Raw genomic sequence first — 20,733 nt, forward strand, 5'->3', positions numbered from 1 at the left:
GCTCACGCAAAGCGTCACGTCCCGCTCACCCGCTCGCCGGGCGACGGGGCAGCACCAGCTTCGCGATGAGCACCTGCAGCACGTCGCCCTTCTGATTGCGCGTCTCGCTGCGCACCGTGGCGATGCCCCGGTCCGGCCGCGTGCGGGAGGGAATGATCTCCAGCACCTCGCTCTCCACCTGGAGGATGTCTCCCGGGCGCGTGGGCCGGGGCCAGCGGATGTCGCCGCCCGCCCCCACGATGCCTCCCTTGAAGGGCAGACCGCTCTGGACGTTGAGCTTCATGGTGAGCGCCGCCGTGTGCCAGCCGCTCGCCGCCAGCCCTTCGAACAGCGTGTCCTTCGCCGCGGCGTCGTCCAGATGGAAGCCCTGCGGGTCGAACTCCCTCGCGAAGGCGATGATCTGCGCCGCGTCCAGCGCGTGCGTGTCACTGAAGAACTTCTGCCCCACGGGCAGGTCGTCCAGGAACAACTCCTGGCGCCCGCCCTCTGCCGTCGATGCCATGCCCGCGTCCCTCCGGGGCGGATGCCCGCCCACATTATGAGCATAATCCGTCCATGACCGGGGCGCTCGTCCGGGTGCCACTGTTCTCCAGGTCGCACGGGTGGCCGCCCCCCGGGTCGCTCCGGATGCCGAACGTTGAACATCGCGCGCCCGCACCGGCGGACACGCGTCGAAACAACCAGCGCCCGCGGCCCGTGGAGTATGAGCAGTGCGTGCCGCTCTCCTGCTTTCGCCGTCACCTGTCCGTCCTCGCCTTGGCCCTGACGGGCCTGGCGGCCCCCGTCGCCCACGCCGACGAGGACACGCCCGTGTCCCCCATCGACCGCTCCCAGGTCGGAGAGGTGACGGTGGAGGGCGCGAACAAGACGACGTCCGGGACGGTGCGCTCGTTCGGACAGGTGGGCGTGGGCGACGAGGTGGACAGCGAGGAACTGGAGAAGGTGGAGCGGCGCCTGTTGGCCACCGGCCTCTTCCAGGAGGTCCGTGTCGGCACCGAGCCGATGCCCGACGGGCGCGTGCGGCTGGTGCTGCGGGTGAAGGACAAGGCGTCGTGGGTGGTGGCCCCCACGGTGGCGCTGTCCTCCGCGAACACCGGCGGCGGGCTGCTCTACGCGGAGAACAACCTGGGCGGCCGCGCGAAGAAGTTCGCCGTCGCGGCGCAGGTGAGCACCGGCGAGAGCGGCCTGTACGTGGGCTTCCTGGATCCGATCCTCTTCGGCCTGCCGCAGCTCAAGTTCAGCCTGGAGGGACAGCTGAAGAGCGACCGCGTGGACGAGTACAGCATGGACGCCAGTGAGGACGACCCGGAGATCCTCCGGCGGACGCGCTTCAACTCCGCGTCCATCAGCTCCGAACTGGGCTTCATCCTCTTCGAGCGCGTGCGCGCGGCGGCGAAGTACCGCCTGGCCAGCATCGACGCGAAGACTCCGGATCCGAAGATGCCGGTGACGGTGCCGCCGTTCTCCACCGGCCCCGCCATGCGAGACACGTCGCTGCGCCTCATGGTGGGCCTGGACTCGCGCCAGACGCTGCACGCGGTGACGGAGGGGCTCAACCTGGAGGCCTCCTACGAGGTGTCCACCCCGGGCGTGTGGAGCGAGTTCGACTACCGCAAGTTCGGCCTCCTCTATCGCCACGGCATCCGCTTCTTCACGGAGAACAACCTGGTGCTGCGCGGGGAGCTGGTGCTGGGCAGGCACCTGCCCTTCCAACAGGAGCTGGTGATGGGCGGCAACACGCTGCGCGGCTTCCAGTACCGGCAGTTCCGCGGCGACAGCCGGCTCACCTTCACGGCCGAGTACCACTTCCCCCTCTTCAAGGTGCAGTCGCTGGCCTTCCGGGGCGTGGCCTTCTCCGACACGGGTGCCATCGCGTGGTGGGATGTGCCCGAGGACGGAAACCTGCGCGACGCCAACGGACGCGTCATCCGCAACTACCTGCGGGAGACGATCACGGGCCAGAACGCCGTCACCGTGGCCCAGGGCGTGGGCGGGGGCCTGCGGCTGTACCTCAACAACGTCGTGCTGCCCCTGTTGGGCGTGGACGTCGCCTACGCCGTCAACTCCGGCCAGGTGCGCTTCTACCTCGTGGCCGGAGTCACGCCCTCCTGATGCGGCTTGCTAGCCGGCGCGGGCAGCGTCCGCGTCCGGCTCAGGCTCCGGAGGCGGCACCACGCCGGGCCATGCCTCCGGCGGCAGGTCCAGGCTGAACGGCGGTGACTCGCCGCGCACCGTCCACCAGAGCGCCTTGTCCGCGCACAGCGCCTGCGCGATGCGGCCGGACGTCGTGCGGACGCGCTCCACGACGGCCTGGTGCTCCTCGGGCGTCTGCGCCTCCAGCATCGCGACGACGTTGTCCCAGACGCGCTGCCGCCAGACGATGAGCATCCGCATCACCGCCCGCTCCACCACGGGGCGGCTGAAGGGCACGCGCAGGAGCAGCCGCGTGGACGCGCACCGGTAGCGCTCCGCGAGCAGGTCCACGCAGTCCGGGATGCACGAGCGGAGGATCTCGTTCACGTGGAAGTAGTCATGCCGGTAGCGCGCCATCCGGCGTGCATCCGCCGGCGGCGACTGGTGGGCGATGTTGTCGTAGACGACCATTCCCAGGTCGTGGTTGATGTGGGCGCTCACGCCCAGCAGCGCGTCCTGGTACGGCTGCGTGAGCCCCTGGGCCGGGTAGTGCGTCGCGAAGCGCCACGCCGCGGTGGGCAGCGGCAGGTTCTTCAGCGAGTCGCGCACCGCGATGAGCGCCTCCTCCGCGAAGCGGCCCGTCAGGTGAGACAGCCACTCGGGTTCGAGGAAGCCGCCCGCGTCATCGCGGCTCAGCAGGTGGACGACCTTCCGCGTGACGATGGCGTAGATGTCCAGGAAGATGGCGCGTGAGTCATCCCGCGCGTTCAGCCGGCCGAGGATCTTCTCCAGACCCTCCAGCGCCTCCTCCGCGTTGACCGGATTCCAGAGCACGTCATCCAACCGGATGGGCCCCTGCGCGTCCGGGGCCTTTGTCTCGTGGAGGTGAAGCGACTGGGAACGCTGCGACCGGTGAGCCGAGGGGGAAGCCGGTGAAACATTCATGAAATGACGCTCCGCGGGGTGGGGGAACGACTTCACATGAAAGCTTATCTGAACCGGTCCCTCGTGTGATGACACCCGCTCAGAAGAAATTCGATGTTTCACGAGGCCCCCCGCGTGTTGACACTCACGCGGGGGCCTTTGTCACATCGATGTCAAACTCAGGGCGCGGTGCCTTCACTCACGGTGCCGCCCGTCTTGCCCAGGACGTACCTGGCGAGCGCGAGGGCGTTGTTCTCGTCGACGAGGGACTCGTAGGTGGGCATCTGCGTGCCGGGCTTGAAGGTCTCCGGGTTGCGGATCCACTTCGCCACTTCCTCCGGAGCCTTGCCCTTGGCGCCCTGGAGCTTGGCCTCGTAGGCCTTGCCGGGGGCGTGGCAGGTCGCGCAGCCCAGCGAGCTGAACATCTTCTCCGGGTCGCTGGAGGGCTCCGCCTTGGGGCGGCCACCGGCGGGCGGCGGCACGACCTTGTCGTTGGGCTTCATGGAGCGCAGGAAGGTGTAGAGGGCGGAGAGCTCCACGGCGTCCGCGTAGCGGTACTTGGGCATGGGCGCGCGCAGGATGTAGCCCCCGGGCGTGATGCCCGTGACCATGGCGTGATTGAACTCGTCCAGCGTCCACTTGCCGATGCCGGCCGTCTCGCTGGGGGTGATGTTGGGCGACAGCAGCTTGCCCTCGCCGCCCAGCGGCACCATGTCGAACTCGAAGCCGCCGCTCAGCAGCGTCTCCGGGTGCTGCATCTTCACCGCGCTGCTCTCCAGGCCGGGCGAGTGGCAGAAGGTGCAGTCGTAGACGCTGGAGGCCAGGTAGCGGCCGTACTCCACGGAGTCCGCCGCCTTCGCGGGCACGGGCACCGGCTCCGTGCGGCCCTTGTCGTTGATGCCCATGGCGAACGCGAACGCCATCCGGCCCGGGGGCGTCAGCTCGGAGCGCGGCGGCTGCTGCTTCTCCGGCGCGAAGTCCGGGTGCCCGGAGCGCATGAAGCCGATGACCGCCGCGATGTCCTTGTCACCCATGTTGGGGAACGGGGGCATGGGGCGGAAGTGGTGGTTCTTGTCGATGCCGTTGATCACCAGGCGGGCGATCTCCTGGTCCGTCCAGGCGCCCACGCCCTTCTCCATGTCGGAGGTGATGTTCGCCGAGTAGAACGTGCCCAGTTCGGCCGGGAAGTCGAACATCCGGCCGCCCACGGGCTTGGTGTTGCCTCCGCCCGCGTGACACTCGCCACACACCGCGCGGAACACCTGCTCACCGCGGGCAATGCCCTCAGGAGAGCTGTCCCGCGTGATGTTGGGCAGCGCGACATAGTCGTACGTCTTGTTGATCTTGTGGGTGGCCACGCCCATGGCGGAACCCGCGCCAATCAGGACCAGGGCGACCAACGCACCAATGGCGATCAGGATCTTCTTCATCATGGGGAACGCTTCTCCGGATGAACGGGGACGGCACACGGCGCTCCGTCTGCTCCACGGGGGAGGAGTGGACAGAGCGCCGGTGTTGGGACGGGTGAGGCGGCTACTGGCCCGGCAGACAGGTGCTGGGCGGGGGAATCGAAGGCGTCGTCGAGGGCGTCTTGCTGTACATCTGGAGGCCAGCGAACGTCACGCTGCCCGGGGCCACGGGGAGATCCAGCGGCTGGAGCACCCACGGGCGCCCTTCCGGGTCGCTGGTGGTGGAGTCCACCGCTTCGTAGTGGACCACCGGCGGCGGCCCCATCGGCGGCAGCGGCAGCGGCGGGTGGACGACAGCGACGACGCCCAGGGAGCTGTTCGGCGCCGGCGGCCCCGGCGGGATGAAGAAGCCGCGCGTGGACTGGAACGGCGCCAGCGGCGGCGGCAGCGCGCCTGGGGGCGCCCACTCGATGTTCAGCACGCGGCCCGCGCTGGCCACCACGGTGGTGTTCGCAGCTGGCACGCGGAAGACGGGGAAGCCCGGCCGGTACAGCCAGAACACCGTCACGCCGCCGAAGCGGGCCGGGTTGAGCAGGTCCGCCACCGTGGTGAGCGTGCCCTCGGTGGTCAGGTACTTCGCGACCGCCTCCAGGATGCCCTTGTCGCTCATCTGCAGGGCCTCCAGGCCCACGCAGGCGCTGTGCGCGGGCACCACCGGCCGCACCGTCAGCGTGGGCACGTAGTTGCCCTCCGGCACGGGAGGCAGCGGCGGCAGCGGCGGCCCCGCAGGGGCATTATTGGCCAGCGTGCCGCTCGGCACCCCTGGCAACGCCGACGACAGCACGAAGAACGGCGCGCCCCGGCGCGTGGGCACCTTGTCCAGCGTCCAGACGCCATGGGCGTCCGATGCAGCGAACACGCCGCTCTCCGCGAGCACCTGGCCCGTGGCGCTGTCCAGCAGGGTGATGGGCGCGTTCTGCACCACCGCGCGCTGCAGGAGCGGGCTGAACTCCGCGTACAGCGGCGGCAGCGGGCACTGCGCGGGCGGCGGCGCGCAGGCCGCCAGGTTGAAGAAGTAGGCCTCCGGGTCCACGGTGAAGCCGTTCAGCCGGGAGGTGAGGCCCTCCGGCTCGCGGTTCTCATACGTGGGGCGCGGCGTGAAGGTCGACGCCGAGGGGTTGTTGGAGGATTCCTGGCAGCCGGCGTTCAGCAGGGCCGCGCCGAGGAGCGTTCCGACGAAGAGAGCTCTTTGCATGGCGGGGTGCTTCCCCTACTTCGCGGGGAGGATGTGGCTGGCGGGAAGCTGATCGCCGCCGTGACAGGTCTGCGCGCAGTTGCCGAACCGGCTGGGCGTGCCGCGCTGGTTGAAGGCGATCTGGAAGAACTCGTCCCCGTGCTGGGAGATGTGGCAGGAGCCGCACAGCGACAGGCTGGGACGCTCCGTGCTCTTGCGCGTCAGGTGGCACACGGTGCAGTCCGCGCGGTTCGCCGGGTACGTGGGCGAGTTCATGTGGATGCGGTGCACCATCTCCTGCGTGCGGCCCACCGTGTCCGTGTCGTAGTGGTGGCAGACCTTGCAGCTCTCGATGTGGTCCACCGACAGGCCGTGGCGCAGGTTGTCCAGCGACAGCACGCCGCGGTGGCAGAGCTGGCAGTTGCCCACGTTGCCCGGGTACGTCGTCGACTCGTCCTGGCCCACCTGGAAGAAGAAGGGGTTCAGCTTCGCGACGCGCTCGCCCATGGCTCCACGGTTGAACTTCACCAGTGCCACGTAGGTGCCCGGCTTCGCGTTCGCGGGCAGCGAGAACGTCTGGCGGGTGGGCCACTTGTAGTCGATGAGGCCCGGCGTCAGCCCCGTGAGCGTGGCGTCATCCAGCGTCGCGAACGGGAACGGCTTGGCGAAGAACTGGGGCTTGTCGCTGGGGTTGCCCAGGACCTGGAGATCCTGGAGGGGGCCCGCGATGGCCACGTTGGAGATGGAGTCGTTCTCCGTGACGGACGCGATGACGCCGGGGACGAACGTCACGAGGCCGTTGGACTGGCCGCTGATGATCTCCCGCGCGCTGGGCAACAGGTCGCGCGAGTGCAGGTGGGCGCCCGCGCTGTCGCGCAGGTCCACGTAGACGCTCACGTCCTCGCCGGGCTTGTAGAAGCTGCCCTCCTTCGGGGGCGAGAACACCAGCCGCGAGTCCAGGCCCGGGTTGCACTGCACCGGGTTGCCGGCGTCGTCGGTGCAGGTGGACGGGCGATCATCCGGGATGACGTACGTGACGGGGAAGAAGAACGGCTTGTCCGGCAGCTGGCTCCAGGTGGCCTTGAGCGCGCCGGGACCGGACAGGCGCGGCACGCGCAGCACCTTGAAGGGGTTGGTGCTGCCCACCCAGTCCACGCGCGCGATGGTGCGGGTGATGGCGCTCTGGTCCAGACCACCCGCGAAGCCCGTCACGGTGCCCGGGTCCTTGTCGCCGGGGAAGCGCGGCGGCTTCAGGTTCTCCGACCGCCAGGAGAAGCGGCTGTGGCCGGCGTAGGGCGAGGAGGCCAGCAGCTCCGAGCGCAGATACGTCTGGCTCGCGCGCGGGGTGCCCGACTCGTCCAGCACCTCCACGGTGATGGTGTCGTCCTTCACCTTCTGCCAGTTCGCGTTGCCGAACTGCACCTCGCGGGTCCAGCAGTCCTCCACCGCGCCCGCGAGGCTGTAGAAGCTCCACTCGTCCGGGCCCTGGTTGACGTTGGTCCAGTCCAGTCCCGAGAAGACGGACTGGTTCTTGATCCACGCCAGCGCGGCCGTCTGGTCGTTGGGATTGTTGTGCTGGTTGACCACGGTCTCCGACACGGAGAACTGGTTCAGGAAGTACTGGGTGTCCGACAGGATCTGCAGCGTCCCCGTGGGAGGCGACTGCGTCAGCGGGTTCTGCGCGAGCGGCGTGACGCACACGTCCGGGTAGGTCACCGGCAGGTCGTTGTGCCTCAACGGCACGCCGTTCTTCGCCACCATCTGCCCGTTGGGCAGGAAGGCGCAGCCGTTGATGTACTGGAGGCTCAGCCGGATCGCGCCGGAGTTGAGGCCCTGGTACGGGTCGAACCGCTTGGCACCGCGGCCCGTGGTGGACCCCTCGTCATCAGTGACCTTGAGGAGGTTGCAGGACAGCAGGGGCACCAGCAGGGCGCACCACGCGCTCTTCAACAGGATTGAGCGATTCATGGAAGACGAGGCCGGAGGGAGTCGGGGGGAGGAAAAGGAGCAGGTGTCCTCACGCGCGGGCCCACGCGACCCACCCTTCCCGACGCCGCCAGCGCTCCGCGACGCGGAGATGGTGAGGCCTGGTAAGGGTTGGGAGGAGAACACCTCATCGGTTCAAACTGACCACATTATGAGAGTCCGCGCAATTCGTGGACTTCAGATCGCACAGAGGGAAGCACGCGCCCGCGCGCCGGATCAGAGGCTCAGGCCCGCGGACAGGAGCAGCGCGAACACCAGCCCGAGCGCGGCAGTCTTCCCCAGGTGTGGGTTGAGCGCGCTGCCGTCCTCGCGCCAGATGGCGCGGATCTGCCGCACCGCGAGCGGCACGGCGACCAGGGTGAGGAGCCAGGCCCAGCGGTGCTCCGGCAGCACCGCCCAGGCAATCACTGGGAGCACGAACGCACCCCCTACCGCCAGCGTGTATTCCCACTGCCCGAAGCGCTGGCCGAAGCGCACCACCAGCGTGCGCTTGCCGGCGATCACGTCCGTCTTGCGGTCGCGCAGGTTGTTCACCGCGAGGATGCCCGCGGAGAAGAGCCCCATGGACAGCCCCGCCACCAGCACGGCCGGTGTGACGTGGTGCGTGAGCACCACATAGCTGCCGCTCACCCCCAGCAGCCCGAAGATGATCAGCACCAGCACGTCCCCCAGGCCCAGGTACCCCAGGGGCACGGGGCCCGCGGAGTAGAAGACCGCGCCCGCCAGGCAGAAGGCGCCGCCCGCGAACACCGGCCAGCCCTCCGCCTGGGTCAGCAGCAGCAGCGCGAGCGAGGATCCGGTGAACGCCAGCGCCGCGGCCGTCGCCACCTCGCGCGCCGTGAGCCAGCCCTTCTGCGTGACGCGCGCGGGCCCCAGACGCGCCTCGGTGTCCGCGCCCCGTTCGAAGTCCGCGTAGTCGTTCACCAGGTTGCTGACGATCTGCATGAGCACGAAGCCCACCAGGAACGTCAGCGCCGGCGCGAGCCGCCAGTGGCCCTCCGCGTTCGCGAACGCCCAGCCCAGCAGCGTGGGGGCGACGGAGGCGGTCAGCGTCTTGGGCCGCAGCGCGAGCCACCAGACGCGGGCCAGAGGGGGTCTTGATTCAAGCGCGACACTCGACGACGGGAGACTCGGAGTGGCCATGGATATCCGGGGGAGGGCAGCAGGCGCACGGTAAAGCTACAGGCCCGCCGACCGCAAGAGGAGCCAATGCTTCACATCGGTTTTCCTCATGTATCACCTGTCTACACTCCGGCGGGCGGCTGCGTGACACAAAGCCAGACGCCAGTCCCCTCTCGGGCAAATTCCGGAACAATCAGAAATACAGGCCATCCGTGGCCGCCGGGTGATAGAAGGCGGCCATGAACTCGACCTCCTTCCCTTCCTCCCCTTCCCTTTCGCGCCGGAGCGCCGTGACGCTGCTGGGCGCGTTCGTGCTCGCGCTCGCCGGGTGTCATCCGGTGCTCTCCATCGAGGACGCGCGCTCGCGCTCCAACGGTTCGGAGGTGGTGGTGGAGGGCGCGGTGACCGTGGCGCCCGGCACGTTCTCCTCCGCCCTGGGCGATGAGGGCTTCGCCATCCAGGACGACACCGGCGGCATCTACGTCAAGCTGGAGGAGAAGCTGTCCTTCGGGCTGGGGGCCCGCGTGCGCGTCTCCGGCACTCTGGACGAGCAGAACATGCTGCGCATCCTCAAGAGCGTGCCCGAGGACGTGGACCTGAAGTCGGGCACGGAGCAGGTGTCGCCCAAGGAAGTGACCACCGGCGGCGTGAACGAGTCCGTGGAGGGCCAGCTCATCCGCGCGAGCGGCGCCATCACGCAGGCTTTCCAGGACGACTCGCCCTACGGCTACAAGCTCTACATCGACGACGGCACCGGCGAGGTGCAGGTGTTCGTCCACGTCTCCGCCGGCTTCGACAAGGCTTCGCTCCAGGCCCTCACCGTGGGACAGCGCATCGCCGTGGTGGGGCTGGCCGCGCAGTATGAGACGACCTACGAGGTGGCGCCCCGCATGCCGGGCGACCTCTCGGTGCAGAACGCCGCGCCCTGACAGCAGTCACGCGCCCCTGGGTATGTAGCACCCCAGACGCCAGACGCAGGGTCCGCGGGCCGTTGGCTTTCGTGCAGGGCTCCACATGTGTGCCTGGGGGCGGATGCACGAAAGCCAACGCGCGCCTGACAAGGGGACAGGCGGGCAGGTTCCAAGCGTACGCGCAGTGCCAATCCATCCGAGTCCCTGGCGGACGAACGAGGGCTGGCATGGACGGACTTCGAGGAACAGCAGCGGTCTTGCTTGCGTGCGCGGGCCTGTGGGCCCCGGGCACCGCGTGGGCACAGGCGCCCGACGAGGACGACTCCGGCGACGTGATGTCGGAGGAGAAGCTGGAGGCCCTGCTCGACACGCCGACGGCGCAGCCCTCGCAGGACGAGGTGACGGCGGAGGCCTTCGGGCCGGAGCGGCTTTCGACCTACTTCGCGGAAGGCCTGCTGGCGAAGGCGAAGGCGGAGTTCGACCGCGGCCGGTACAAGTCCGCGCGGGCGCTGCTCGCGACGGAGTCTCCCCCTTCCCTCCCCGGCCGCTTCCTCCAGGCGCAGAGCGCGTTCCTCGCGCGCGACTTCACGACCGCCGCCGCGGAGTTCACCGCGCTCGCGGAGGACTACGTCCCGCTGCGCGACCACTGCCTGATGAAGGCCGCGCAGTCGCATGAACGGCTGCGCAAGCCGCTGCGCGCGGCGGAGCAGTATGGCCTGGTGAGCCCGGGCTCCCCGCTCTACCCGGAGGCCCGCTTCACCATGGCGCGCGTGCTCAAGCGCCAGCTGAAGATCCCCGAGGCGCTGGCCGCGCTCCAGGAGTTCATCGACAGCCGGCAGGCTCGCGGGCCGGACGCGCTGCGGATGAAGGCGCTGCTCGCGTACTGCGACCTGGCGCGCGCGGCGGGGCAGTACAACGCCGAGCACCGCGCGCTGCTGGAGGTCTGGGCCACCGCACCCCTGTCGCCGGAGGCGGATCGCGCGAAGGCCCTGCTGCGCGACCTGCCCCTGCCCATGAAGTGGCGCGTGCGCCGCGCGGAGGCGCTGGTGGAGCTGCACCAGAACGTCCCGGCCATGAACATGCTGGCCCGCTCGGGGCCTCGCACGGAGCTCCCGGACGAGCTGGCCTGCCGCGCCCAGCTCACCCTGGGCCGCGCCCTGCGCAAGGAGCGTCAGCACCGCCGCGCCATCCAGGTGCTGGAGCCGGTGGCGCGCGAGTGCCAGTCGCCGGAGCAGCGGCCGCAGGCGCTCTACCTGCTCGCCTATTCGCAGTCCGTGGTGCAGCCCGAAGCGGCGGTGGAGACGTACGCCACGCTGGCGCGGGACTACCCGGAGCACGGCTACGCTGACGACGCGCTGTTCTTCGAGGCCTGGACGCAGCAGCGCCTGGGCCGCGCGGACGAGGCGCTGGAGAACTACGAGGCGCTCGCGAAGCGCTACCCCGCCGGCAACTTCGCCGCCGAGGCCCTCTTCCGAGCCTTCTGGCTGCACCAGCGCAAGGGCGAGACGCAGCAGGGCCTGGCCTCGCTGATGTCGGTGGAGCAGCTGCCGGAGGCCGCGCGCACCGACGACGCCCTCTGGCGCGCGCGCTACTGGCAGGCGCGAGTCCAGGAGAACGCTGGCGCGCTGGACCCGGCGCTCGCGCGCTACGAGCTCATCGCCACCGAGCGGCCCACGGCCTGGTACGGGCTGCTGTCCCGCACGCGGCTGGCGCAGCACGCACCGGAGCGGCTGGCGCGGTTGACGGAAACCGCCGCGCAACCGGCCGTGGCGAAGACCTTGAACACCGCCGCGCCGGCCAACGACGAGGTCTGGCCCCTGCCCCCGGGCCCGCTCCAGAAGGATGCGCGCTTCGCGGCGGGCGTGGAGCTCTTGCGCCTGGGACAGCCGGGCGTGGTGGAGGAGCTGCTCGCGGTGGACACGCGCGGCCTGGCGGAAGCGCCCGCGCGGCTGCTCTACCAGACCATGCGCCGCACCGGCCGCGGCCGGGCCACGCGGCAGGTGGCCCGCGTGACGCTGCGCCAGGAGGCGGCCGGGCCGCTCAGCGCCGCGTCCCGTCCGGTGTGGGAGGCGACGTGGCCGCTCGCGTTCCGGCCGCTCATCCAGAGCTATTCGAAGGCCGCTCGCGTGGACCCCGACCTCCTGCAGGGCCTCATCCGCGAGGAGAGCCGGTTCAACCCGCGCGCGCGTTCGTCCACCGGCGCGCTGGGGCTCGCGCAGCTCATGCCCACGACGGCGCAGGCGGTGGCGGACTCGCTCAAGCTGGCGTCGTTCGAGATGTCGTCGCTGCTCCAGCCCGCGCCGAACATCCGGCTGGGGGCGGCGTACCTGGGCTCGCTGCTCAAGCACTTCGACGGCAACCCCGCCTACGCGGTGGCCGCCTACAACGCAGGCCCCAATGCGGTGGAGCGCTGGCGCAAGGCCCTGCCCCAGGCGGAGCTGGACGAGTGGGTGGAGCACATCGCCTTCGACGAGACCCGCGACTACGTGAAGCGCGTGCTCAGCAGCTACAGCGCCTACAAGCTGCTCTATGCCAACGAAGTCCCCGCCTCCTTCGCGCCGGCCCGCAAGGCGCCGCTGGAGGCCGCGCGCACGCCCACGGTGAGCCCTGCGTCGGGTGTGGGCGGCAGCGGCCGGAATGCGGCGACGCCCACCTCCTCCGTCTCCGGGAGACGCTAGGCGGCACGCCGGACGGGGCCGTGTTCCCGTCCGGCGCTTGGACCGCGGGTTCGCGCTACTTCACGCCCGTGGGCTGGGTGATGGACTCGGAGCGGATGGTGTACTCGCCGGCGATGGCGTTCGTGTCGATGCCCGTGAAGTGACGGTACGGGTACGCGCCATCCGCGACGGTCTCGATGAACTCCACCGAGTCACCGGTGACGGACTTGCCGTTGATGTCCACGGTGAAGGTGTTCTTCTCCGAGTCCAGGCGCCACACGCACGCGCCCACGTTCGTCTCCGCGGAGCCGGTGGACAGCCCGTCGATGTCGAAGTCGTTCAGGAAGTGGTGGTTCATCTCCGCCCAGCGGAGGAAGTCCCGCCAGTTGGTGAAGGTGATCATCAGCCCGGCCGGCTGGGGGCTGGAGCCCTGGAGCACGCCGCCCCGGTAGATGTTCATCCGGTACGCGGAGCCGCCCGGCGAGCCCGTGAACGTGGGCAGGATGTTGACCGTGTTCGCCTCGCGGCCCGGCGTCACCTTCAGCGTGCTGACGACCTGATCGCCATCGCGCGCGGACAGCTGGTAGCCACCCTGCGCCCCCAGACGCGTCGCCACGCGCTGCTCCCACTTCACGGCCTGCGTGAAGCTGCTGGAGACGCCGTCCTTCTGGGTCGTGAGGTTGGACACCGCCAGCCCGTCAGCGACGGCATCCACCTTCGCGCGGCCCAGCGCGCAGCTGGTGATGCCTTCGAACTTCTTCACGCACTGGGACGCCGCGGCTTCCTGCGCGTTCAGGGAACCGGAGGCCTGGCCGTCATCGGCACCGCCCGCGCAACCCGTGATGCTCAGCAGCATGGAAGCCAGCAGGGAACCCGTGATCTTCAGATGCATCCGTTACCTCATGGTGTGGGGTGTACTGCCCGCTGCCCCACTGCACCCCTCACGCCAACACCTGGAGCCCGTCTGTTTCACTCGTGTCATTCATTGATTGAGAAAACGGAGTAGCGGCGGATGTCACATGAAACACGCGATTTGTAGCAGGTCCGGTCTCACCCGGAGCGTCAGGACCCCTTACTCGCGGGCGGGGTCCTGAAACGGGGATTCAAGGGATGAGCCGGACGCGGGCGGAACTTTGCCGTGGCGCACAACTCCCCAGGGGGTTCGGCGGATAATCTGGGGAGCGCTGTTCCTCCCCCGGACTCCCCACCATGGCCTCGAAGATCAACGACAGCTCGCGTCCCCTCACCTCCGTCTCGCGGCTGTCCTCGCAGGACGCCCGGACGACGGATGCGAAGTCCCGGAACCGCCCTCTCGCATTCAAGGACAGCTTCGAGTCCTCCGGCAGCACGCGCCCCGCGCCCGGCCAGCTGCCGCGGCTGCCCGCGCCGCCTCCGATCCTGGGGCTGCCCGCGCCCACCACCCCGACGCCCGCGCCGACGACGCCGGTGCCTCCGGAGGCGCCCACCGAGCCGCCCGTTTCGGTCGACTCGGATCCGATGACGCACCTCGAGTACCTGGCCTCGGACGCGCTGCAGGGACGTGACAGCCCCTCCGCGGGCCTGGATGCCGCTTCCGTCTACGTGCAGGCCCACGCGGAGAAGTACGGGCTCGTGGGGCCCAACATCAACAACCCGGAGAACCCCTTCCAGCAGAAGTTCAACGTCTACTCGTGGCTGGGCGCGGAAAAGGCGGGCGAGGCGGCGGGCGCGGCGCACGCAGGGCATGCCGAGCACAAGCAGTTCGGCCACACGATGTTCCAGGAGGGCTTCTACCTGGACGAGAAGATGCCCAAGGACACGCTGAAGAAGCTCAACCAGCAGTACGAGCAGACGATGAAGGCGGCGGGCCAGTCGGTGGTGCCGGCGCGCGCGGGCAAGCAGCGCAGCGTGGAGGAGCTCAAGCAGGTGGCCGCCGCCACGGGCCAGGCGGTGAACACCATGGCCATGCTGCCCGGCACCGGCCCCCACAAGGACGAGGTCATCGTGGTGATGGCCCACCTGGACCACGTGGGCGTGGACCGCAAGGGCAACCCGTACAACGGCGCGGACGACAACGCGTCCGGCAGCGCGGTGCTGATGGCGGCGGTGCCGGAGCTGGCGGAGGCCGCGAAGAACGGCAAGCTGGACCGCTCCGTGCTCTTCATCTGGACGGGCGCGGAGGAGAAGGGCCTGGTGGGCTCGCAGTACTTCGTGGACCACCCCATCCCCGGCCTGGAGCTGAAGAACATCGCCGGCGTCATCAACACGGACATGGTGGGCCGCTGGGATGATCAGCGCCTGTCCGTGGTGGACACCAACACCAAGGGCCAGCCCAACTACTTCCGTGACGTGGTGGACCAGGCGAACCAGCAGCTGGCGGATCCGTTCGACCGCATCAACCGCGACATCAACGTCTACCGCGACCGGCAGGACGGCGCGTCCTTCGGGCGCAAGGGCGAGGACGTGCTCTTCCTCTTCGAGGGCCTGTCCAACCCCGAGGGCGGCGGCGACCTCATCCCCGAGTACCACCGGCAGGATGACGACATCGACAAGATCATCGAGGACAACGGCGGCAACAAGCCCCGCCGCGTGAAGGACCTGCTCCTCAACGTCATCAACATCGCGGCGAACCGCACGACGGAGCCGCAGCAGCAGCCGAAGTAGCTGACCGCGGCACCCTCCGCCGGAAGGAGCACTTCCGGCGGGAGCATCCAGCGGGGACAGCGGGACCGCTAGGCGGCCAGCTTCTCCCCGCTGCCTTCCACGGGCCTGCCGGAGAGCGCGGCGACCTCGTGCTCGCTCAGCACGAGCTTCTCTTCAGAGCCGCTCCAGACGAACGGGATGCCCGGCTGGCGGTACAGGTTCGCGGGGATCTCCTGCGCCAGCTGCGCGTGCAGCTCCGGCAGCTTGGACCAGTGCAGACCGTGCCGCGTGTGATGCGCGGTGTGGTAGCCCAGGTTGCCCGTCATCAGGTTGTAGCCCTTGTGGAGGATGTTGTACGAGGCCTCCGAGTGGTTGGCCGTCTCCAGGCCCACGTGGTGGAAGTACGTGGCCCAGGTCGTCACGTAGAGCGACGCCATCATGGGCAAGAGGAACACGAAGAGCGCGTTGTAGGGGTTCACCCAGAACAGGCCCGCCAGCAGCACCACCTGGAGCGCGGCCATCCACACGAACACGCGCAGCGCCTTGGGGTGATGCTTCTTCCCCACGTGGAACGCGCGCGAGTACGCGGTCAGCGCCGTGCTCAGCGAGTACTCCACCTCCCCCATCGTCGAGCCGTCATCCCGCTTCCAGCGCGACTCGTCCTGCGTCTGGTCCAGGTAGTTCTTGTGGTGGCCCAGCACGTGGTGGAGGAACCACGCCTGCGACGTCACGCCCGTCTGGAAGCCGAAGACGATCTCCAACAGGCGGTTGGGCAGCGCGTGCTTGAAGAAGGACAGGTGCTGGTGGTGGTGATTCCACGAGCAGATCCATCCCTTGGGGATGATGCCCAGCCCGAACCACAGCACCGGCACCCACCAACTGCGCGCCGTGAGGAACACCGTCAGGTCGAGCGCGAACACGCCAAGGAACATCAGGACCGGGATGCGATCTTCAGGGTGCCGGAACAGGGTCATGGGCTTCCGAGACAAGTGGGCCGGGGAAAAAATGCCGCTTTTCCAACTGTAGGCTGCATTCCCCACCCCGAACAGCCCGCCCTTGTCCGCCTGCACGTTCCACACTGGCGGTAAACCACGTAGTCACGTTGAACTTGTATTTCCACATTTCCGAGAATCACAGTCCTGCTTTGTGATAAACGCCGACCCAGCCCTTTTGGACCACCCTGGAGGCGGCAATGCGGAACCAGACCATCGAGGCGGCACTGGCGAAGAATCCCCACCGTGAACAGCTGATCAAGCACCGGTTCTTCGAGGTGGTGGACGAGAAGGCCTTCAGCCGCGACCAGGCGGAGCTGGTGCTGGGTCAGTGGTGGCACCCCCTGCACTATTTCCCCACCTTCCTGGGCAAGCTGATCGCCGTCTGCCCGCAGATGGAGATGAAGACGGCGGTGACGCACATCCTCAACCAGGAGGTGGGCGAGGGAGACCCGGCGCGCGCGCACGAGCGCTTCTTCATCCAGACGATGACGGACGCGGGCTTCACCCAGGCGGGCGTGTCCGAGGCGGACATGACGCCCGCGACGCGCCGGCTCATCGACGGGTACCAGCGCTCCACGGACAGCCACCTCACCGGCCTGGGCTTCCTCTACGGCACGGAGGTGGCGGACCTCACCATGGTGGCCAAGCTGGGCAAGCTGGTGCGCCGCACCACGGGCCTCAAGTCCCTGCCCTGGGTGGACATCCACGTGAAGCAGGAGCCGGACCACGTGGAGACGGCCGGCCACACGATGGGGCTCGCGTACACGGACGAGGAGCTGGCCACCATCACCCGCGGTGCCGAGGAGATGTGGCAACTGTGGGTGGGATTCTTCGAGGAGCTGCGCAACCGCGTCGTCTGAGCGGCCGCCTGCGTCAAGCGCCAACCCCTTGGAATCCGTGCGTTTTCACACGGAACACTGGCGAATCTCTCCAGGTAGGGTAGTCACTCCCGCGTCACGGGAGTGTCACCCCCTAGAGGCGCCACCACCCTCCCGCGGCTGACAGCTCCTGTCCCTCCAGGCGCCGAGGGAGATCCCCATGCTCGAAAAGCTGATGCCGAAGTCGGACGAGTTCTTCGACGACTTCGACGCGCAATGCGCCAGAACTGTCGAGGGAGCAAAGCTCCTACACGAGCTCCTGAGCGACTTCCGGGACGTGCCCACGCGCGTCCAGGCCCTCAAGGACGTGGAGCACAAGGGCGACGAGGTCACCCACACGGCCTTCAACCGCCTCCACCAGCAGTTCATCACCCCGTTCGACCGGGGGCAGATCCACACGCTGCTGTCGCGCATCGACGACGTGCTGGACCTGACCAACGCGGCGGCGGCGCGCCTGCTGTACTACGAGATCGAATCCACCCGGGCGGATGCCACGGAGCTGGCGCGGCTGCTGGTGCTCTCCACGCTGAAGGTGCAGGAGGTCGTCGCGGCGCTGCGGCTCATCAAGAAGCCGGAGCAGATCCTCGCGGGCTGCAAGGAGATCAAGCACCTGGAGTCCCAGGCGGACGAGGCGCTGCGCGCGGGCATGGGCCGGCTGTTCAAGAGCGGCGTGGATACCCTGACCATCATCAAGTGGAAGGAGATCTACGACCTCATCGAGACGGCCACGGACAAGTGCCAGGGCGTGGCCAACGTCATCGAGGGCGTCGTGCTGGAGCACAGCTGAGATGCTGCTCGCAGCGGTCGTCGCCATCGTCATCGTCGCGCTCATCTTCGACTTCATCAACGGCTTCCACGACGCGGCGAACTCCATTGCCACCGTGGTGTCCACGCGCGTGCTGTCGCCGAACCTGGCTGTCGCATGGGCCGCGTTCTTCAACTTCATCGCGGCCTTCGCGGGCGGCGTGCACGTGGCCAACACCATGGGCAAGGGCATCATCAACTTCGAGATGCTCCGCGCCGCCGGCCCCGCCGCGGTGCTGATGGTCATCTTCTCGTCGCTGATGGGCGCCATCGTCTGGAACCTGCTCACCTGGTGGTGGGGGCTGCCCTCGTCCTCCTCGCACGCGCTGGCGGGCGGGATGATTGGCGCCACCCTGCCCGTGCTGGGCTTCGAGGGCCTGGTGGGCAGCGGCATCGCGCGCATCGCGGCCTTCATCGTGCTGTCGCCGCTCATCGGCATGACGCTGGGCATCGGGATGATGCTGGCCAGCACCTGGGCGGTGCACCGTCAGACGCCGCTGCGCGTGGACACCTGGTTCCGCCGGCTGCAGCTGGTGTCGTCCGCCATCTTCTCCTTCAGCCACGGCACCAACGACGCGCAGAAGGTCATGGGCATCATCGCGGTGGTGCTCTTCGGCACCATCTGGCGCGACCGCCCGTTCCACATCGACTGGTGGATGATCATCTCCTGCCACGCCGCCATCGCGATGGGCACGTTCTTCGGCGGCTGGCGCATCATCCGCACCATGGGCCACAGCCTCACGAAGCTGGCGCCCATTGGCGGCTTCAGCGCGGAGACGGGCGGCGGCGTCACCATCATCGCGCTGGCGGAGCTGGGCATCCCCGTCTCCACCACGCACACCATCACCGGCGCCATCGTCGGCGTGGGGTCCACGCGCGGCTGGCGGGCCGTGAAGTGGGGCACCGCCGGCCGCATCATCTGGGCGTGGGTGTTCACCATCCCCGCGGCCGCGCTGGTGTCCGTCATCGTCTACGGAATCACGCTGGCCGTGGTTCGGCTGGTGGGCTGAAGAAAGCCCGGGCGCGGGGGAGCAGTCCCCCGCGCCACCTGCTGCTGCCCTGCCCTACTGCACGACCCGGACGTTGAGGGAAGACGACGGTCCACCCACGGCCGGCGGCACCCAGGGCACCACCTTCTTGTTCTGCCACTGGACCAGCTTCAGCGACGGGTCCTCCAGCGGCACATCGAAGGTGTAGGAGATGCGCGTGGGTCCCTCCGCGTCCGCCTCCTCGATGCGCACCATCATGCCCTTCATGTCGAACTCGTCGCCCTTGTGCACCGGGTGGCGCGCGGCGCGGTGGATGCGCTCCTCCACGGAGTCCAGGAAGTGGCCGCCCTTGGTGAGCTCCAGCTCCACCGAGTTCGGGCCGGTGCGCGTCACCTTCTGCTCGTAGAGCGAATAGGACAGCACCCACCAGGCCTTCGGCAGCGGATTGCCCGAGGACCACCAGCGCACGGAGCCGTAGATGCCGATGATGCCGTTGGGGGCGTTGAGCACCACCACGCGCTGATTGGAGAGCTTCGTCTGATCGAACGCCTCCTCGTAGCGCGCCTGCACGCGGCCCATGAGCGCGTCCGCCTGGGAGTACTGCTCCATGGTCTGCCACCAGAGGTACGGCGAGCCCACGACATGGATGAAGGCCATCACCGCCGCGCCGGCCAGCACCGCGCCCGCGCGGAACGTCTTCGCCCGCCCCTTCCACGCGTGGCGCAGCACCACGGCCAGGCCCACCGCCATGCCCAGGCTGGGCACGATGAGCGTGCGCGAGCCGGCGAAGGCGGAGTTGGACATCCACGTGGCCACGAACGCGCCCGTCAGCATCCAGCCCACCGTGCGGCGCTCCGCGGCCTCCAGCCGGGGCCACACACCCCACACCAGCAGCGCGAACAGCGTGAAACCCACCGCGCCCAGGAGGGTGAAGAGGGGCACCAGGGACTGGTCGAAGATGAAGTCCGGAGGCGCGTTCAGCGTCAGGCCCGCGATGGCGGCCGGGACGCGCCCGAGCATCGCCTGGAACCACGCCACGGGCGTGCCCAGGGCGTCCAGGTACATGTCCGAGCCGCCCGCGCCGTAGCCCATGGCCCGGTACGCCGCGAAGTAGATGGCCATCAGCACGCCGAAGGGGATGAGCCCCTTGAGCTTGTCCTTCGCCTGCCCCGGGCCGGAGAAGGCCTCGTAGGCCAGCACGTACGGGCTGAGGATGACCATCGTCTCGCCGCACAGGAGCGCCAGCGCGAAGGACACCAGCGCGCCCACCAGGGTGCTCGTGCGCTTCTCCTCCCGCCACTTCACGTGGAGGAAGATGCCGAGGACGCCGAAGAGCAGCGACATCACCACGCTGCGGTAGGACAGCCAGCCCAGCACCGCCGCGTGCGAGCCCCAGATGGCGAAGAGGAACATCGCCACACCCGCCACCGCCGTGGGCAGCACGCGCTTGAGCAGCACGCCCGCCAGCACCACCAGGCCCACGTACCAGAGCAACGAGTGGAACTGGTAGGCCACCGCCACGCGGTTGTAGAGCACGTGGTCCAGTCCGTAGAGCAGGCTGCCCAGGGGCCGGAAGAACGCGACGCGCACGGTGGGCTCCACCCACCACGGGAAGACGCCCACCTGCGCCAGGTGCAGCGTGTGCTCCGGGATGCCCGTGGCCGTGCGGTACACGTCCAGGGGCGTGTTCCCCAGCGGCGCGGGCGGCGGAATGTTGTCCCAGACGCCCAGCCAGATGAAGTCATCCGGCATGAATCCCGAGCGCAACGCGAGCGAGCCCAGCGCCACCGCGAACACGATGGAAATCCAGAAGTAACGCTTAAACGGCCAACCCGGGGCGGCTGGCGAAGGAGAAGTATCCATGTTTCAAAGATCTATCAGCACGGCCCCCACACGAGATAGGTCCTCCTGGGTCGTCCGCTGCCACCGGAAACACGCGGAGTGCGGCGCGTGCGATGGAGATCCTTTGCCACCGTCCGGACTCCGGGTGATCCTCCGCCGACGAAGGGGGACGCGGTCCGGCAGGTGAAAACACGAATGCGAGCGCGCCTCGTTTCGTCCGCGCCGCC

General features: G+C 68.8%; 16 protein-coding genes. 7 read left to right on the plus strand and 9 right to left on the minus strand.

Features of this window, described 5'->3' with window-relative positions:
• Positions 1-25: 25 nt before the first annotated feature.
• Entirely contained in the window at positions 26-502 is a 477-nt protein-coding gene (locus D7Y15_RS01045) for a MaoC family dehydratase (protein ID WP_121751427.1), read from the minus strand.
• A gap of 212 nt (positions 503-714) precedes the next feature.
• Here D7Y15_RS01045 and D7Y15_RS01050 point away from each other — a divergent pair, with 212 nt between their 5' ends.
• Positions 715-2,112: a BamA/TamA family outer membrane protein gene (locus D7Y15_RS01050; protein ID WP_233604795.1), complete on the plus strand. Its 1,398-nt coding sequence runs from the start codon at positions 715-717 to the stop codon at positions 2,110-2,112.
• Between the two features lie 9 nt (positions 2,113-2,121).
• Here the strand turns inward: D7Y15_RS01050 and D7Y15_RS01055 are convergent, their stop codons facing one another.
• From D7Y15_RS01055 to menA, 5 genes are all read right to left on the minus strand, one after another.
• Complete coding sequence (locus D7Y15_RS01055) at positions 2,122-2,967, minus strand: DUF5995 family protein (protein ID WP_139915101.1); 846 nt, start codon at positions 2,965-2,967, stop codon at positions 2,122-2,124.
• A gap of 269 nt (positions 2,968-3,236) precedes the next feature.
• The gene (locus tag D7Y15_RS01060; protein ID WP_120574270.1) at positions 3,237-4,490 is read right to left on the minus strand and encodes a cytochrome c; all 1,254 of its coding nucleotides are present in this window, start codon (positions 4,488-4,490) and stop codon (positions 3,237-3,239) included.
• Between the two features lie 100 nt (positions 4,491-4,590).
• A complete protein-coding gene (locus tag D7Y15_RS01065; RefSeq protein WP_120574271.1) occupies positions 4,591-5,721 on the minus strand; it encodes a hypothetical protein in 1,131 nt (376 codons plus the stop codon).
• A 15-nt stretch (positions 5,722-5,736) separates the two neighbouring features.
• The gene (locus D7Y15_RS01070; protein WP_120574272.1) at positions 5,737-7,668 is read right to left on the minus strand and encodes a hypothetical protein; all 1,932 of its coding nucleotides are present in this window, start codon (positions 7,666-7,668) and stop codon (positions 5,737-5,739) included.
• Between the two features lie 234 nt (positions 7,669-7,902).
• Entirely contained in the window at positions 7,903-8,829 is a 927-nt protein-coding gene (gene menA / locus D7Y15_RS01075; protein ID WP_120574273.1) for a 1,4-dihydroxy-2-naphthoate octaprenyltransferase, read from the minus strand.
• Positions 8,830-9,047: 218 nt separating this feature from the next.
• Here menA and D7Y15_RS01080 point away from each other — a divergent pair, with 218 nt between their 5' ends.
• On the plus strand, positions 9,048-9,737 hold the full coding sequence (locus tag D7Y15_RS01080; protein WP_121751429.1) for a DNA-binding protein: 690 nt from the start codon (positions 9,048-9,050) through the stop codon (positions 9,735-9,737).
• 209 nt (positions 9,738-9,946) lie between these two features.
• The gene (locus D7Y15_RS01085; RefSeq protein ID WP_121751430.1) at positions 9,947-12,397 is read left to right on the plus strand and encodes a transglycosylase SLT domain-containing protein; all 2,451 of its coding nucleotides are present in this window, start codon (positions 9,947-9,949) and stop codon (positions 12,395-12,397) included.
• 55 nt (positions 12,398-12,452) lie between these two features.
• Here D7Y15_RS01085 and D7Y15_RS01090 read toward each other — a convergent pair whose 3' ends face one another.
• Positions 12,453-13,268: a hypothetical protein gene (locus D7Y15_RS01090; protein ID WP_120581583.1), complete on the minus strand. Its 816-nt coding sequence runs from the start codon at positions 13,266-13,268 to the stop codon at positions 12,453-12,455.
• A gap of 317 nt (positions 13,269-13,585) precedes the next feature.
• Between D7Y15_RS01090 and D7Y15_RS01095 the strand changes: the two genes are divergently transcribed.
• Positions 13,586-15,019: a M28 family metallopeptidase gene (locus D7Y15_RS01095; RefSeq protein WP_121751431.1), complete on the plus strand. Its 1,434-nt coding sequence runs from the start codon at positions 13,586-13,588 to the stop codon at positions 15,017-15,019.
• Positions 15,020-15,087: 68 nt separating this feature from the next.
• Here D7Y15_RS01095 and D7Y15_RS01100 read toward each other — a convergent pair whose 3' ends face one another.
• The gene (locus D7Y15_RS01100; protein ID WP_121751432.1) at positions 15,088-15,972 is read right to left on the minus strand and encodes a fatty acid desaturase; all 885 of its coding nucleotides are present in this window, start codon (positions 15,970-15,972) and stop codon (positions 15,088-15,090) included.
• 218 nt (positions 15,973-16,190) lie between these two features.
• On the opposite strand from D7Y15_RS01100, the gene D7Y15_RS01105 reads away from it, so the two are divergent.
• The 3 genes from D7Y15_RS01105 to D7Y15_RS01115 all read left to right on the plus strand — a co-directional run bounded on the left by D7Y15_RS01105 (position 16,191) and on the right by D7Y15_RS01115 (position 18,685).
• The gene (locus D7Y15_RS01105) at positions 16,191-16,853 is read left to right on the plus strand and encodes a TenA family transcriptional regulator (RefSeq protein ID WP_120580636.1); all 663 of its coding nucleotides are present in this window, start codon (positions 16,191-16,193) and stop codon (positions 16,851-16,853) included.
• 178 nt (positions 16,854-17,031) lie between these two features.
• Complete coding sequence (locus D7Y15_RS01110) at positions 17,032-17,658, plus strand: DUF47 domain-containing protein (protein ID WP_120580635.1); 627 nt, start codon at positions 17,032-17,034, stop codon at positions 17,656-17,658.
• Between the two features lies 1 nt (position 17,659).
• Entirely contained in the window at positions 17,660-18,685 is a 1,026-nt protein-coding gene (locus tag D7Y15_RS01115) for an inorganic phosphate transporter (RefSeq protein WP_121751433.1), read from the plus strand.
• A gap of 54 nt (positions 18,686-18,739) precedes the next feature.
• On the opposite strand, the gene D7Y15_RS01120 is transcribed toward D7Y15_RS01115, so the two are convergent.
• Entirely contained in the window at positions 18,740-20,527 is a 1,788-nt protein-coding gene (locus D7Y15_RS01120) for a hypothetical protein (protein WP_148712669.1), read from the minus strand.
• Positions 20,528-20,733 lie beyond the last annotated feature (206 nt).

Source organism: Corallococcus sp. AB030, assembly GCF_003668965.1.
Classification (GTDB): Bacteria; Myxococcota; Myxococcia; order Myxococcales; family Myxococcaceae; genus Corallococcus; species Corallococcus exiguus.

Excerpts from the sequence above, each read along its gene's own strand:
- D7Y15_RS01045 (WP_121751427.1), bottom strand. The coding sequence starts at position 502 with ATGGCATCGACGGCAGAGGGCGGGCGCCAGGAGTTGTTCCTGGACGAC.
- D7Y15_RS01060 (WP_120574270.1), bottom strand. The coding sequence starts at position 4,490 with ATGATGAAGAAGATCCTGATCGCCATTGGTGCGTTGGTCGCCCTGGTC.
- D7Y15_RS01065 (WP_120574271.1), bottom strand. The coding sequence starts at position 5,721 with ATGCAAAGAGCTCTCTTCGTCGGAACGCTCCTCGGCGCGGCCCTGCTG.
- D7Y15_RS01070 (WP_120574272.1), bottom strand. The coding sequence starts at position 7,668 with ATGAATCGCTCAATCCTGTTGAAGAGCGCGTGGTGCGCCCTGCTGGTG.
- menA (WP_120574273.1), bottom strand. The coding sequence starts at position 8,829 with ATGGCCACTCCGAGTCTCCCGTCGTCGAGTGTCGCGCTTGAATCAAGA.
- D7Y15_RS01080 (WP_121751429.1), top strand. The coding sequence starts at position 9,048 with ATGAACTCGACCTCCTTCCCTTCCTCCCCTTCCCTTTCGCGCCGGAGC.
- D7Y15_RS01085 (WP_121751430.1), top strand. The coding sequence starts at position 9,947 with ATGGACGGACTTCGAGGAACAGCAGCGGTCTTGCTTGCGTGCGCGGGC.
- D7Y15_RS01090 (WP_120581583.1), bottom strand. The coding sequence starts at position 13,268 with ATGCATCTGAAGATCACGGGTTCCCTGCTGGCTTCCATGCTGCTGAGC.
- D7Y15_RS01095 (WP_121751431.1), top strand. The coding sequence starts at position 13,586 with ATGGCCTCGAAGATCAACGACAGCTCGCGTCCCCTCACCTCCGTCTCG.
- D7Y15_RS01100 (WP_121751432.1), bottom strand. The coding sequence starts at position 15,972 with ATGACCCTGTTCCGGCACCCTGAAGATCGCATCCCGGTCCTGATGTTC.
- D7Y15_RS01105 (WP_120580636.1), top strand. The coding sequence starts at position 16,191 with ATGCGGAACCAGACCATCGAGGCGGCACTGGCGAAGAATCCCCACCGT.
- D7Y15_RS01110 (WP_120580635.1), top strand. The coding sequence starts at position 17,032 with ATGCTCGAAAAGCTGATGCCGAAGTCGGACGAGTTCTTCGACGACTTC.
- D7Y15_RS01115 (WP_121751433.1), top strand. The coding sequence starts at position 17,660 with ATGCTGCTCGCAGCGGTCGTCGCCATCGTCATCGTCGCGCTCATCTTC.
- D7Y15_RS01120 (WP_148712669.1), bottom strand. The coding sequence starts at position 20,527 with ATGGATACTTCTCCTTCGCCAGCCGCCCCGGGTTGGCCGTTTAAGCGT.